Consider the following 13,697-nt stretch of genomic DNA (forward strand, 5'->3'; position numbering starts at 1 on the left):
GCTTTTTGAAAAGACACCGTATTTCCGTTTTTCGGATACGGTGTCTTTTTTATGTTTCTGTACGTTATTTCTCTGTGCGGATGCGGATCGTACGGATCTCGTACGGTTTGATCGTAAGCGAAATCTCGTTCTCCTTCACATCGATTGCGCCATCTGCCGGCTGCTCCAGCAGATTGGTCTCCTCTGCAGAAAGAATGGATTCTGCGCAGTGCAGTGTCACTTTCGTTCTCGCATTCTCCACCTCGTACAGACGCACAATCATGCCGTCTCCGTCCTCTGCTTTCTTCACGGTCTCAAGCACTACGTTGCGTTTGTCTGCAGACAGGAACTCCATGCGGTCTTTTTCTGCCGCACCAAAAACAGCTTTTGCCGGCACATTCAGATTCAGCGCTTCCTGTACCGTACCTGCCTCACGCCACGTTCCTGCATGCGGATACAAGGAGTACGTAAAGGAATGCTCCTCCTGGTCTGCCGTCAGATTCGGCTCAGTTCCGGATTTAATCAGGGTCTGTGTCATCACGCGATCCTTCATGGAATAGCCGTACTTGCAGTCGTTCATCAGGCTGACACCGTAGCTTCCCTCGGAAAGATCGGCCCATTTGTGGCCACATACCTCGAATTTTGCCTGATCCCAGCTTGTGTTGGTGTGCAGTTTTCTTGTCACGTTACCAAACTGGATATCGTACGTTGCCTCATCGCTGTGAACGTCAACCGGGAAGTGTACTTTGAGCACATGCTCAGCAAATTTCCAGTCAACGTAGGTTTCGAAATCAATTCTGCGGTCTTTTGCGTAGAAGTGGATCTGCTGGCGGATGACGGTATCCATCACTTCGCGCTCGATCTCCAGGGTTGCACGGACCGGACCGTTTTCTGTCCACTCCATGCGGCGCACGCCCTCTACCTTCCAGGATTTCTCGGTATGGAAGATGTCCAGATTCCATGCGCTGTACTGCAGCGGTTTATCCTCATAGATCCGCAGTTCATTTCCTGTTTTTCCGATCTGAAGTACTTCACGGTCATTTTCTTTGTCAAACAGGGAAGTAAATTCGCCGTTTGCATCGATTGCAATGGTGTAAAACGGTGTCTCAAGGGTATATCCCTCTCCTGCTTCTGCTATGGCAAACGGTGTTTTCACAACGGATCCGCTTACCGGGCGCAGTACCTGATATCCCTTGGACGGCAGATTTTCTGCGTAAATAACCGCTCCGTCTTTCGTCTGCTGTACCGGATACACGTTCGTTCCATCGGTCAGTGCCTCAGCGCTGTTTGTGCCCAGCTCTACGATATCGTTTCTTCTATGGCCCAGCGTATTCCATACGGTCACACTCTCGTCCTTCTTCGCACAGAGTGCATCCAGACGCTCACCGATCAGTTTTGCAGATGTTTCTGCAATTTCCGCATACTCTTTCTTCGTCTGCTCATATACCTCATGGATGGAGGAACCCGGCAGAATATCGTGGAACTGATTTGTCAGGATCATCTCCCACATGCGGTTCAGTTCTTCGGTCGGATATGCTTTTCCGGCCTTTTCTGCCAGAACGGACAGAAGCTCTAATTCCATCATCGCATACTCGCTCTTACGGTTTCCGCGTTTGTTGCGTGCCATCGAAGTATACGTTCCCCGGTGGAACTCGAAATACAGCTCTCCGATCCAGGTTGGGAGGCGTTTGCTGTCTTTTACTTTCTCATGCAGTTCGTCGAAATACGTTCTCGCAAATGCCTGGCGTACTTTCGGCACGCCCTTGATGCCTTTTTCCATTCGTTTGGATGTCTCAAGCATCGTTCTGGTCGGGCCGCCGCCGCCGTCCCCGTAGCCATAACTGATCAGAATATCGTTGTTGATATCCTTATTCTGATAGCGGTCCCAGCCGCCCATGATTGCATCCGGATGCAGCATGCCGTTGTATGTCGTAAAGAAGCTGGTCTCCGGCTGGCCGACGCCGAGCGTTGTGATCATATGCGTGAAAACTTTGCTTCCGTCGATTCCTTCCCAGTTCATGGTATCGTACGGCACTTTGTTAAACTCGTTCCATGCCAGCTTTGTCGTCATGAAGTAATCAATTCCGCATTTTTTCAGAATCTGCGGCATGGCAGCGCTGTATCCGAACACGTCCGGCAGCCACAGAATTTTGTTGTCTACACCGAACTCCTCTTTGAAGAAGCGTTTTCCGAACAGGAACTGACGCACAAGGGACTCTCCTGATGTCAGGTTGCAGTCTGCCTCAACCCACATGCCGCCTTCCGGCTCCCAGCGTCCTTCTTTGACTCTCTGGCGGATTTTCTCGTATACTTCCGGGTGTCTTTCCTTTACAAAGCTGTAGAGCTTCGGCTGGCTTGACATGAAATGATAGTTTGGATACTCATCCATCAGTTTTAATACGGTTGCAAAGCTTCTGCAGGATTTCTGACGCACCTGGTCGATGGTCCACAGCCATGCTACATCGATGTGTGTGTGGCCGATGCACGTTGCCACAACTTCGTCCCAGCCGCCCATTTTTTCATAGATCTCTTCCTGGATGCATTTTTCTGCCTCTTCGATGGAAGCGTAGAACTCTTTACTGTACGGCTTGCGCAGGTCCAGCAGATTGATCGTGTTGGTCAGTGCGGTTTCGAGATCCAGACGCGTTTTATTATCCTCGTCCATACGGTTCAGGCCCTGCATCGGAACGATGAGGTCGTAATAGATCTCCTCGATTTTCGCATCATGCTCCTCAAGGTCTGCCAGCAGACGGAACTCGCTGTGCAGCGTTCCGGTGTAGGACTGCAGGTCGAGCTGGATTTTTTCACCGGCCTTTGCATTTTCTCTTACAAGTACTTCGCGGTGGTTGATATCCATACCCTGGATCACTTCGCCGTTTGCAAACAGCAGGAACTGCGGGTTTCTTCCGTCATCCCATTCGTCCAGTCCTGCATGGACTCTCATCCAGAGATTTTTTCCATCGAAGCTCTCCGGAATGGTGATGGTGGTGCGGAACCAGTAATGTTTGTCCGGTCCGTACCAGCGGTCATTGACCGTATCAAACGATGTCCACGGCTCTTTTGATGCATCGGCCTCTGCCGGTGTGATATAGCATCCATTTTTCACCTGCATATCGGTGATTTTAATTTTCTGTGAAATCGAAAGTCTTGCCAGTTCCTGGCAGATTACGTTCACACGCTCTTTTACAAATTTCATAGTGCCTCCTTATGCTGTCCATGGGGTCATTTTTAAAAAGAAAGTCCGCCGGACCTGCAGGCTTCTTTCACCCGTAAGCCCGGCGGACTTGTCGCTTTTTAAGTTATCTTATAAATCAAAGGCTATTCTCTTTCACATAGTTCAGCAGCTCATCTACGGTTGTGAATGCCATACCGGTTACAGTATCTGCGCATCCGTAGTAGATAGTGATTCTTCCGGTTGCTGCATCGCTTAAGGTTGCGCACGGGAATACTACGTTCGGAACATCACCCATGCACTCGTACTGGGTGATCGGAGCCATAATATAGTCTTTCGTTCTGTATTTTACTTTCCACGGCTCGTCGATATCAAGCAGTGCGCATCCCATACGATATACGTATCCGTTGCAGGTTGTGATAACGCCGTGGTAGATCAGCAGCCATCCCTCATCTGTTTCGATCGGAACCGGGCCGGCACCGATCTTGGTGCACTGCCATGCAGACTCATCGCCGCGGACCGGGCTCATCATGTGACGGTGTCTTCCCCAGAATTCCATATCTTTACTCTGGCTGACAAAGATATCGCCGAACGGTGTATGGCCGTTGTCGCTTGGACGGCTCATCATCATGTAGTAGCCGTTGATCTTTCTCGGGAACAGCACGCCGTTACGGTTGAATGGAAGGAATGCGTTCTCAAGCTGAACGAATTTCTTGAAGTCATAGGTGTAAGCAACACCGATGGTCGGGCCGTGATAGCCGTTGCACCAGGTTACATAGTATTTGTCGTCGATTTTGCAGACACGCGGGTCATAACGGTACTCTCTTGTCAGAATCTCCTCGTCAGCGCCCTCAAATTTGATCGGTTCATCCTCGATCTCCCAGTGGATACCGTCTTTACTTCTTCCAACGAAGATGTCCATGCTGATGGAACGGCTGTCGCAGCGGAATACACCTACGTATCCGTCCTCGAACGGTACGACTGCGCTGTTGAAGATACTGTTGGAACGTTTCTGCTCGTAACGGCCGATGATCGGGTTCTGATCATAGCGCCATACCGGCATGTGCTCTCCTGCTGGTTTTTCCTGCCAAGGCATATCCGGCAGATTGTTTCCGATGATTTTACTCATGATTGTTTCCCTCTGTGAAAATTATTTTTTTCTTTCTCTCTTGTCACGCCATACGGACATTTTTGATCTTTCGATCCGATACTTCTATCTTCGTCCATTTCTGCGCAAAAGTCAAGTGTTTTTGTTCACTTTTATGTAAATTTTCGTTTTCTTTGTTACTTTTTATCGTTCATTTATTTTCTATTTGTGTTCATCTTTGTTCACAAATGGATTTTTTCTATTTTTCGTACGGTTTTCTTCCCCGCAGAATGTCGGCATACCAGAATACAATCTCTGAAATGTGGTGCAGATCGCCTTCTTTGCTGATGCTTCTCCAGGACGCTTTATACTTCATAAACCAGGTTTCCAGCCGTCCCGCAAGTGCCGCGCAGGCTGTCTCATCCTTTTCTTTTCCAAGCTCAATGTCACACATTCTCGCGCCCGTCTCATTCCAGATGTCAATCGCTTCCATCGTGAGTTCCAGCACCGGAACCATTGGACGGCAGGATTCTTCCAGAGCACCGGCTGTCTTTTTCAGTTCTTTTTTCAGAGCCGCAATTGTTTCCTTTGCAGCTGCACGCTTCGCCTCATCCTGGATTCTCGCGTCAAACAGCGCATTCCGGTTGTTCGGATGACCGAGCACTTTTTCCTCGTAAACGACGTTGGCATCCCACCAGTCAAAGATGGAGCATTCTGCCGTTTTTGCCATATAGGAAACGAATTTTCCGCTCCGGTCGCCGTAGGCCAGACGGGAAATCTGTTCATTCAGCTCCTCAAAGCTGTCGGTATCGTCTCCCCAGGAGAAGACGGCTCCATAGATCATGCCAGGAAGGGAAAAGTCCGGCTGATTGATGTGGCCGCAGTCACCCCAGTCTGTGTTCAGAACACCTTCCGCATGGTATTTTCTCGCATAGCCGCACATCCGTGCGATATTTTTGTAGCTGTTCTCCACCAGGTTCATCCACTGGTTCCAGCCGCCGACCCCAGGACAGAGATACTGTCTTGCACCAGCTTCCGCCATCACTTTTGCCTCATGCTCTCTCTGCTCGGCTGCATAGCCCCAGGTCAGGCAGACGGTTTCCTCTGGCAGCTCTTTGATCAGCTCCGGCTGTGCGCAGATGATATCGCCCCAGAACATCGGCTTTTTGCCTTTTGCCACGAGAAACTCGCAGAGCTCTTTTACATAGTCGATATACAGGCGGTGAACGCCTTTCTCGTCTGCCAGCGGTTTCGATTTTCCTTTTCCAAGGTCGAACGTTTCGTCCGCGCAGATGTTGAATTTATCCGTGGCAAAAAGCGCCATGTACTCCTCGATCATGGCCTTGATCAGCTCGATCGCTCTGCCGCCGGAGACATCCACCGTGTGATGCTGCATCCGGTCCCAGAAGGAAAACGGCTCTTTCCAGCTGTCTGGGAATTCACAGAGGTCGCCATAGCTCTTTGTGGAGAGCAGCATGTACAGATGGCCGAACGTTGCGATCGACGGCACCAATTCGATATGAAGCTTTGCGCAGTACGCATCCAGCTCGCGGATTTCCTCTGCCGTAAGCGGCGTCTCATCGCGCCACATCTCGGAAAGTCCGGAGAACAGATACGTGTGCTCCACATAGAGCTGCAGCTGGTTCAGCTTGTAGTACGCCATGCGGTCTGCCACCTGTTTTAAATAGGAAAGTGTCAGCACACGGCCTCTCGTCTCATCGAGATAATAGCCGCGCACCGGCAGATCCGGCTCATCCTCGATCCGCACGGCAGGAAGCAGTGCACCGTATTCGTGCATCATCTGGCACAGCGTCTGCACACCGTAGAGCACGCCGGCTCCGTCTCCGCCCTGGATGCGGATTTCCTCCTCTGTCACCTGCAGCACATACTGCTGGCTTTTCCTTGTCTCATCCAGTTCCAGCACAATCGCGCCGGTCTCTTTTCTTCCCGGAACGCCGTATCCGATATCGTACTGCATTCCGGTTTCCTTTTTGATTCCCTTCTGCAGCACTTTCGCATACGTATCCCCATTTCCCAGCAGTCTGCCATCCAGTACAATTCTGCCGTCATAGCAGAGTGCATGTTCCCCCGTCAGGAGTTTTACCTCTTTTGGTTTTGGTAAAAATTTCATTTTCCTTCTCCTCTTGTTTTTTGTTTTCTTTGTAACCATAGAACTTTCACTGAACGTTAAGTAACATTTTGAAACCACTTTTCTCTTCTCCCCCATCCTACCATATTTTTTCCACATATTCCACAATAATTTGTAATTTTCTTCAATTTTTTTCAAAATTTCTTCCTGTTCTGCTCTTTTATATGTAAAGTAACTTTTGTTTCCCATTTTCATTCCGGAACAAAATCTGTTTTTTCGGATGAATGCGATCATCGGCTTTACCGCTCTGGCTGCCGCCCACGTCAATCAGCCGGACCAGGTGCAGGAATACCTGAACAAGATTTCCACCTCCGGCCAGCACCTTTTTCCGCCTGAACCAGATTCTGCTGAATCTGCTGAGCAATGCCACGAAATTCACACAGAACGGCAGCACCATCATTGTCCGTATTATTCAGAAACCGTACTATAAAAAAGGGTATGCGCTCTACGAATTCCACGTCCGCGACAACGGCATCGGCATAAGCCGGGAATTCCAGGAGCACCTCTTTGAATCGTTTACACGCGAGGAGACTTCTACGGTCAGCGGCATTCAGGGTACGGGACTTGGCATGGCGATCAACGTCAGCCATATGGTACAGGAAATCGCGATGGAGCTCCTTTCGAACGCCGGATTTTCCGTCAGCCTTGCAGACGACGGCGATGTTGCCGTTGAGACGCTCCGCACCGCAGCGCCGGATCAGTTCGATCTGGTGCTGATGGATATTCAGATGCCGAAACTCGACGGATACTCTGCAACGCGCCAGATCCGCACGCCGGACGGCGCCATTGCCAAAGTGCTTGGCTGATTCCCCTTTCTTATCTGCCGGAACCGTGAATTTTCTCTTACTCGAAAAAGAGGAGAAAAAGTTCACGGTTCCGGCAGATTTTTTCTTGCATTCTTTCGGGGAAGTGTGCTAGAGTGAAGATATCATATTTTATAAGAGGTGCTTATTTTGGATATTAATTACGAGTTATATAAGGTTTTCTATTACGTTGCCACCACACTCAGTTTTTCCGAGGCCTCCAAGCTGCTTTTTATCTCGCAGTCGGCGGTCAGCCAGTCGATCAAGGTTCTGGAGAAAAAGCTTGGAATCACGCTCTTTATCCGCAGTACAAAGCGCGTGCAGTTAACGCCGGAGGGAGAAACGCTGCTGCGCCACGTAGAGCCTGCGATCAACCTGATTGCGCGCGGTGAAGCACAGATTATGGAAGCGGGAACGCTTGGCGGCGGCCAGCTCCGCATCGGCGCGAGCGACACAATCTGCCGCTATTTCCTTGTTCCGTACCTGAACCGTTTCCACCGCTCCTTTCCGAATGTCCACATCAAGGTGACAAACCAGACTTCGACCCAGTGTGTCGATCTGCTGGAATCCGGCCAGGTGGATTTCATCGTGACCAATTATCCAAACTCGCATCTTTCCAGCCGTCTTCACACGATTCCGATTCATTCGTTCCACGATATCTTCATCGCGAACGGCGAATATTACCCGGAACTGGAAAACAGGCCGGTTCACTTAAAAGAGCTGCTGCAGTACCCGATTCTGATGCTCGACCGCAAGAGTACGACGAGTGAGTTCCTGCACAGCCAGTTTCAGCGGTTCCAGCTCGACCTCGTGCCGGAAATTGAGCTTGGCAGCAACGATCTTCTGATCGACCTGGCGAGTATCGGCCTTGGCATCGCGTTTGTGCCGGACTACTGCCTTGTAAAAGAGACGGCGGCCTTCCAGCTCGACCTCGTGGAGGAGCTTCCGCCGCGCCAGCTTGTCGTTGCCCACAGCTCCCATCTGCCGATCCCGCAGGCGGCAAAAGAGTTCATGAGCATGCTGGAAAAAGGCGCCGAATAACTTTTTCCGATCTATACGTCAAAAGAGGCAGGATCCTCAAGAAATTTTTCTGGATCCCTGCCTCTTTTTCTGTTTTTATGATCCGTTCTGGATTTACTGCTCGCTGCCGTCTTTCTGCACCGGTTCGGATGCTTCCGCTTTTTCCGGGCTTTCTGCATCCGCTGCTGCCTTTCCGGCTTCTGCTTTCAGATACTCTTTGAGCTCTTCCGGGCTGGAGATCTGAATGTTGCGGTTTACTTTTGCATCGTATGTATCGGCTCTCATGATTTCGGAGAGATCGACACCGGTCGCCTCTTTCATCGACTCAAACAGCTTTGCCATCACCACCGGCACATTGCCCGCTACGGAGCCGATGCCGTTGTCTTCGCTTCCGCCGCCGATGATCGTAATCTTGTCGATCTGGCTGAGCGGCTCTGCGATCTTTCCGGCGATCTCTGGCAGAACCTTGATCATCATCTCTGCCATTGCGGCTTTGTTGTAGCGCTGGTAAGCCTCAGCTTTCTTCTCCATACCTTCGGCCTCTGCAAGTGCCTGGGCACGGATGGATGCGGCTTCCGCCTCACCTTTTGCCTTGATACCGAGTGCTTCCTGCTCCATCGCATAGCGCTGGGCTTCTGCCTGGGCTTTCTTTGCCTCCGCCTCGCGGATTTTTTCGAACTGGTCTGCCTCTGCGTCTTTCTGACGGCGGTACAAATCTGCCTCTGCCTGCTGCTGTTTTGCGTAACGCTCGGCCTCGGCTTTCTTCTTGACTTCTGCCTCGAGGGATTTCTCGGTTACTTCTACTTCTCTGGCACGGAGCTCAACCTCGCGCTCCTGACGGGCGATGTTCGCATTCGCGGAAGTGATTTCCAGCTCTTTTCTCTGCTGCTCTTCCTGAATCTTGTACGCTGCATCTGCCTCTGCCTTTTTGATATCGGACTCTTTTTTCAGCTCTGCCGACTTGATTGCCAGATCGTTGTTTTTCTTTGCGATCTCAGTCTCGGCAAGAACGCGCTCATCGTTCGCCTCTTTATTTGCACGCGCCTGGGCAATTTTGATTTCTTTCTCGGAATTGGCACGGGCGATCGCCGCAGATTTCTTGATTTTTACGATATTGTCGATACCGAGGTTTTCAATGACCTGATTGGAATCAACGAAATTCTGTACGTTGAAGCTGATGATGTCAAGTCCCATCGCAGCCAGGTCCGGTTCTGCATTTTCTTTGACCAGCTCCGCAAACTTCTGGCGGTCGGAAACCATCTCTTCCAGACGCATCTTTCCAACGATCTCACGCATGTTTCCTTCAAGGACTTCTCTTGCAACCTTGGCAATATATTCGCTGTCGCGGTTCAGGAAGTTCTGGGATGCTTTCTGGAGCTTCTGCGGTTCGTCCCCGACTTTGATGTTGACGGCTGCATCCACCTGAATATTGATGTAGTCAGCGGTCGGCACGGCGTCGCTCGTCTTCACATCAATCGCTACCAGCTTCAGACTCAGCTTGTCCAGCCGCTCAAAGAATGGGAGCTTGATGCCGGCTTTACCGATCAGGATCCGCTGGCCTTTTTTGAAACCGGAAATAATAAATGCGGTATCCGGCGGCGCCTTCACATAACCGCTCGCCAGAATGGCAAGAATGATCACCACAACGGCGATCACGGCAATCATGGTTGCATGTTCGAATACAAATTCCATCTTGTTTCCTCCCTTTTTTCTGCGGATGCTTTTCGCTCCGCGTTCTGCTTTTGTGTCTGTGTTATTTTCACTATAGCATTTTTTGCGGGATAGATACAACTGCATTATTATTACGATTTTGTAAGATTTCTGTTCGGGCAAAAACAATCCGCTGGAGCAGATTCTGATATGCCTTGCAACAAAAAAACGAAGGAGCTTCTTTTTACAGAAACTTCTTCGCCTTTCCTTTTTTTCACTGATCCTGCTCTTATGCTCTTTCGACAATCTTCTCCAGCGCTTTTGTGATCGCTGCTTTCAGCTCCGTCTGATCTGCCGGTGTCTTGACGGCCAGCTGACGGATCAGTGCTGTTACGTGATCGTCTCCAACCTCACCAAGGCTCGTAACGGCCGCGGTTTTTACGTCTACATCGTCTACTTCCAGAAGAGAAGTCAGAATATTAACAGAACCATCATTTCTCGAAGCTGCACAGGCTTTTGCAAGCGCTACCTGCGTTGTCTTGTCCGAATCCAGATACTGTTTTCTTAATTTGTCCCATTTTCCTTTTTCCACCATTTTTTTCAGCTTGTCTTCCGATGCCTCTTTTGAACCAAACATTGTAAATCCTTCTTTCTTTTTGCTCTTATTTTTGGTGGATGCAGCAACTGCCGCGGCGAATCAAAAAGGTTCGTAGTGTTTTTGCTGTCGTCCCTGTCATGTCCGTCACATTGTAACCATGCTCTCGTCCATAACAGAAATTATACTCCTTTTCTTCTGGTTTTTGAACAGAAATACTATAAAGTTTTTATAAAAATTGTTACTTTTTCACATTTTTTTCTTGTTGTTCTGCTTTTTATTTCAGATATCCCGTATATTCCGCCGTATGCAGCAGTTTATTGGCGTTTTCCACGCGCTCTTTGGTCGGCGGATTGATGCCTTCGAGTTTGTATGGGATTCCTAAGGTTTCCCATTTGAATACGCCGAGGGTGTGGTATGGGAGAACCTCTACGCGCTGTACGTTGTGCAGGCTGTGTAAAAACTCATCGAGGCGAATCAGGTATTCATCGTAGTCGCTGCGTTCCGGGACGAGGACGTGGCGGATCCAGACTGGTTTGCCGATCTCGTCAAGGTAGCGCGCCAGGTCGAGGATGTTCTCGTTGGTGCAGCCGGTCAGCTCTCTGTGCGCCTTGTCGTCAATCAACTTGATATCGAGCAGCAACAGGTCGGTGTATTTCATCAGCTCATTAAATTTGCTGAAATACGGCTCCTCTCTTGTGAACGGATTTCCACTGGTATCCAGCGTTGTGTGAACGCCGTTCTTTTTTGCCTTGCGGAACAGCTCGATCAGGAAGTCGATCTGCAGCAGCGGTTCTCCGCCGCTTACAGTAATGCCGCCCTTTTCGCCCCAGTAATTTTTGTAGCGGAGCGCCTTTTTCAGCACCTCATCTGCGGTCTGCCAGTCGGCATCTTTCATCGTCCAGGTATCCGGGTTGTGGCAGAACTGGCAGCGCATGTTGCAGCCCTTCACGAAAATCACGTAGCGTACGCCAGGTCCGTCGACGGATCCGAAGCTCTCGATCGAATGGATCGCGCCCTTTACCGGGCCATTGTTATTCTGATTCATTTCACTCATATTTTTTCCTCTTCTTTCCAACTTACTATCTTTCTATTTTTCTGTATTTTCCGGTCAAATTTCAGGGTTCTGCTTGATTATACGGAAATCCGCGGTTCTTTTCAAGTCATTTCCATGTACAAAATCGAACACATGGCAGGATAAAAATTTGGTTTACTATATTGCATTATGATATAGTCTGTGTTATGATCTACTCAACAAGGAGGTGTTCATATGAATCCACAACTCAAAAAGGGCGTCCTAGAGCTCTGTGTCCTCTCCCAGCTGACAAAAGAGGACAAATACGGCTATGAGCTGACAGACGCTATTTCCCGCGAAATGTCCATCGCCGCAGGAACGCTCTATATGATTTTAAAACGACTCAAGGAAGCCGGTTACGTGGAAACGTATCTACAGGAATCCGCATCCGGCCCTGCCCGGAAATATTACCATCTGACTGAAGCAGGAACAGCTTATCAGCAGGAGAAAAAACAGGAATGGCTGGATTTCACCCAGCAGATCAACCGACTGATTTCAGATGAAACGATCTGACGATAGAAAGGAAAATCATGATGAATACAACGTATGAAACTTATATGAATGCATTGAAACAGGGCCTTGCATCCTTTGATTCTGCCGCCGCAGAGGAAATTTTAAACGATTTCGAATCCCATTTCGCCGACGCCCGCAGCCAGGGTCTCTCCGATGAGGAAATCTGTGCGGAACTCGGCAATGTCGACGATGTCCTCGAATTTTTCCGTCAGGAATATGCCACAACGGAGCAGCCTGTTGCAAACGTGCTGCCACAGGAGAAAACCCACTCCAATTCTGAAGAAACACATCCGAACTACCCGTACGCCCCTTCCACTGCCATCACCGCTATGGAAATCTCCCTGCGGAACGCTTCTGCCGACTTTGCTCCGGGCACTTCCGCTTCGGTTGAGTTTGACTTTTCCGGCGACTTCGATCCGGACCGCTTCGAAGCAGGCATTGAGGGCAATACGTTCTGTCTGCGAGAGAAAAAGCTCATCCCTTCCGTATTCTGGAAACATCTTTTCTGCAATAATCACCAGAAAGAGGTGTTCTCCTTCCAGGTGCCGTCCACCGTACAGAAGCTGACGCTCCGCTCTTTGAACGGCGCGACCGGGCTTGATACCCTCTCCCTTACTACGCTCGAAATTTCCGCCACAAACGGCAAAATCACCGGCGATTCCCTTTCCGCATCCAGCTGCCGCATACAGGCTGCGAACGGAAAGATCGTCCTGACCCGTCTGCGCACAGACAGCCTCGATGTTTCCGCCACAAACGGCAGACTTGAAATCACCGGCGACTGCTCCCGCGCAGCTTTAAACGGTGTCAACGGCAAAGTCCTCTTCGAGGGAACCTGTTCCGAGTACCTGACAGCAAAATCCGTCAACGGTTCCGTGAAACTCCATCTCCCGCACGACCTTGCCGATGCGTCCATTCATGCATCCACGACAACCGGAAAAATCCGCCTCGTCTCCAATGGAAGAACGGAATCCTACACAAAAACATTCACCCGCTCCGGTATTTCTGCATTCACCATTCAGGCAAGTACCGTCAACGGAAATGTCCTGCTCTCTGACTTGCCGGCAGAAAACTGACAAAAAAGAATGGACTGGATAAAATGTTTTTCTTTAGTCGACTGATATGTAAGAAGAACACTGACTACAAAATCAGTGTCCTTCTTTCTTCCTTTACATATATTTCATAATAGTTGGCAATAATACATTCATATCTATTGGTTTTGCAACATGATCATTCATGCCACTTGCCAAAGCCATCTTCTTATCTTCTTCAAACGCATTTGCTGTCATTGCAACAATTGGAATCTGCGATTTGTTACCGTCTTTCAGTTCTCGAATTCTCCTGGATGCTTCATATCCGTTCATAATCGGCATCTGAATATCCATCAGAATCAGACTGTAGTAATTTTGCTTTGCTTTGTTAAACATATCAATACATGCAACGCCGTTCTCCGCTCTTTCTATCATGATTCCCTCTTCCGTCAAAAGTTCCGTTGCAATTTCTGCATTCAAGTCATTATCTTCTACCAAAAGAACCCTTTTTCCTTCCAGTTTTTTGATAGTGAACCTCACATGACTAAAGTCACGTGCTTCCGGCCGCTTTAGGCGGCAGACCAAATATCGGCGGATACGCCTGTTACTTAGATTTTGCACAGATA

12 protein-coding genes and 1 pseudogene are annotated in these 13,697 nt (G+C 49.5%); 6 read left to right on the plus strand and 7 right to left on the minus strand.

What is annotated here, in order from left to right:
• Positions 1-64: 64 nt before the first annotated feature.
• The 3 genes from DXD02_RS12770 to DXD02_RS12780 form a co-directional block, all read right to left on the minus strand.
• The gene (locus DXD02_RS12770) at positions 65-3,175 is read right to left on the minus strand and encodes an alpha-mannosidase (protein WP_118666937.1); all 3,111 of its coding nucleotides are present in this window, start codon (positions 3,173-3,175) and stop codon (positions 65-67) included.
• A gap of 115 nt (positions 3,176-3,290) precedes the next feature.
• Positions 3,291-4,280, minus strand: a complete 990-nt coding sequence (locus DXD02_RS12775) for a glycoside hydrolase family 130 protein (protein ID WP_055221374.1) — start codon at positions 4,278-4,280, stop codon at positions 3,291-3,293.
• A 217-nt stretch (positions 4,281-4,497) separates the two neighbouring features.
• Complete coding sequence (locus tag DXD02_RS12780) at positions 4,498-6,369, minus strand: beta-N-acetylhexosaminidase (RefSeq protein WP_117762250.1); 1,872 nt, start codon at positions 6,367-6,369, stop codon at positions 4,498-4,500.
• Positions 6,370-6,607: 238 nt separating this feature from the next.
• On the opposite strand from DXD02_RS12780, the gene DXD02_RS15850 reads away from it, so the two are divergent.
• From DXD02_RS15850 to DXD02_RS12790, 4 genes and pseudogenes are all read left to right on the plus strand, one after another.
• A complete protein-coding gene (locus tag DXD02_RS15850; RefSeq protein WP_226906391.1) occupies positions 6,608-6,817 on the plus strand; it encodes a hypothetical protein in 210 nt (69 codons plus the stop codon).
• A pseudogene (locus DXD02_RS16435) lies at positions 6,744-6,905 on the plus strand (ATP-binding protein); the annotation flags it as partial. The gene DXD02_RS15850 and the pseudogene DXD02_RS16435, both read left to right, overlap by 74 nt.
• A gap of 51 nt (positions 6,906-6,956) precedes the next feature.
• Positions 6,957-7,193 (plus strand): response regulator, encoded by a 237-nt coding sequence (locus tag DXD02_RS15860; protein WP_242998512.1) that lies wholly within the window; start codon positions 6,957-6,959, stop codon positions 7,191-7,193.
• Positions 7,194-7,340: 147 nt separating this feature from the next.
• Positions 7,341-8,231 carry a LysR family transcriptional regulator gene (locus tag DXD02_RS12790; RefSeq protein ID WP_022463164.1) on the plus strand — a complete coding sequence of 297 codons (891 nt, stop codon included), beginning with the start codon at positions 7,341-7,343 and terminating at the stop codon, positions 8,229-8,231.
• Between the two features lie 93 nt (positions 8,232-8,324).
• Here the strand turns inward: DXD02_RS12790 and DXD02_RS12795 are convergent, their stop codons facing one another.
• The 3 genes from DXD02_RS12795 to pflA all read right to left on the minus strand — a co-directional run bounded on the left by DXD02_RS12795 (position 8,325) and on the right by pflA (position 11,512).
• Complete coding sequence (locus DXD02_RS12795) at positions 8,325-9,902, minus strand: flotillin family protein (protein ID WP_022463163.1); 1,578 nt, start codon at positions 9,900-9,902, stop codon at positions 8,325-8,327.
• A 247-nt stretch (positions 9,903-10,149) separates the two neighbouring features.
• Entirely contained in the window at positions 10,150-10,497 is a 348-nt protein-coding gene (locus DXD02_RS12800; RefSeq protein WP_055221368.1) for a HEAT repeat domain-containing protein, read from the minus strand.
• A gap of 235 nt (positions 10,498-10,732) precedes the next feature.
• Positions 10,733-11,512 (minus strand): pyruvate formate-lyase-activating protein, encoded by a 780-nt coding sequence (gene pflA / locus DXD02_RS12805; protein ID WP_330411471.1) that lies wholly within the window; start codon positions 11,510-11,512, stop codon positions 10,733-10,735.
• Positions 11,513-11,725: 213 nt separating this feature from the next.
• Here pflA and DXD02_RS12810 point away from each other — a divergent pair, with 213 nt between their 5' ends.
• Both DXD02_RS12810 and DXD02_RS12815 read left to right on the plus strand, forming a co-directional pair.
• Positions 11,726-12,043, plus strand: coding sequence for a PadR family transcriptional regulator (locus DXD02_RS12810; RefSeq protein WP_022463160.1), 318 nt, complete (start codon positions 11,726-11,728; stop codon positions 12,041-12,043).
• 17 nt (positions 12,044-12,060) lie between these two features.
• Positions 12,061-13,116: a DUF4097 family beta strand repeat-containing protein gene (locus DXD02_RS12815; protein ID WP_118666938.1), complete on the plus strand. Its 1,056-nt coding sequence runs from the start codon at positions 12,061-12,063 to the stop codon at positions 13,114-13,116.
• A gap of 93 nt (positions 13,117-13,209) precedes the next feature.
• Here DXD02_RS12815 and DXD02_RS12820 read toward each other — a convergent pair.
• On the minus strand, positions 13,210-13,697 hold a 488-nt coding region (locus tag DXD02_RS12820; RefSeq protein WP_243108250.1), incomplete at its 5' end, for a response regulator.

The sequence above is a fragment of the Blautia sp. TF10-30 genome (assembly GCF_003481245.1).
Lineage (GTDB): Bacteria > Bacillota > Clostridia > Lachnospirales > Lachnospiraceae > Fusicatenibacter > Fusicatenibacter saccharivorans.

Excerpts from the sequence above, each read along its gene's own strand:
- DXD02_RS12770 (WP_118666937.1), bottom strand. The coding sequence starts at position 3,175 with ATGAAATTTGTAAAAGAGCGTGTGAACGTAATCTGCCAGGAACTGGCA.
- DXD02_RS12775 (WP_055221374.1), bottom strand. The coding sequence starts at position 4,280 with ATGAGTAAAATCATCGGAAACAATCTGCCGGATATGCCTTGGCAGGAA.
- DXD02_RS12780 (WP_117762250.1), bottom strand. The coding sequence starts at position 6,369 with ATGAAATTTTTACCAAAACCAAAAGAGGTAAAACTCCTGACGGGGGAA.
- DXD02_RS15850 (WP_226906391.1), top strand. The coding sequence starts at position 6,608 with ATGAATGCGATCATCGGCTTTACCGCTCTGGCTGCCGCCCACGTCAAT.
- DXD02_RS15860 (WP_242998512.1), top strand. The coding sequence starts at position 6,957 with ATGGCGATCAACGTCAGCCATATGGTACAGGAAATCGCGATGGAGCTC.
- DXD02_RS12795 (WP_022463163.1), bottom strand. The coding sequence starts at position 9,902 with ATGGAATTTGTATTCGAACATGCAACCATGATTGCCGTGATCGCCGTT.
- DXD02_RS12800 (WP_055221368.1), bottom strand. The coding sequence starts at position 10,497 with ATGTTTGGTTCAAAAGAGGCATCGGAAGACAAGCTGAAAAAAATGGTG.
- pflA (WP_330411471.1), bottom strand. The coding sequence starts at position 11,512 with ATGAGTGAAATGAATCAGAATAACAATGGCCCGGTAAAGGGCGCGATC.
- DXD02_RS12810 (WP_022463160.1), top strand. The coding sequence starts at position 11,726 with ATGAATCCACAACTCAAAAAGGGCGTCCTAGAGCTCTGTGTCCTCTCC.
- DXD02_RS12815 (WP_118666938.1), top strand. The coding sequence starts at position 12,061 with ATGATGAATACAACGTATGAAACTTATATGAATGCATTGAAACAGGGC.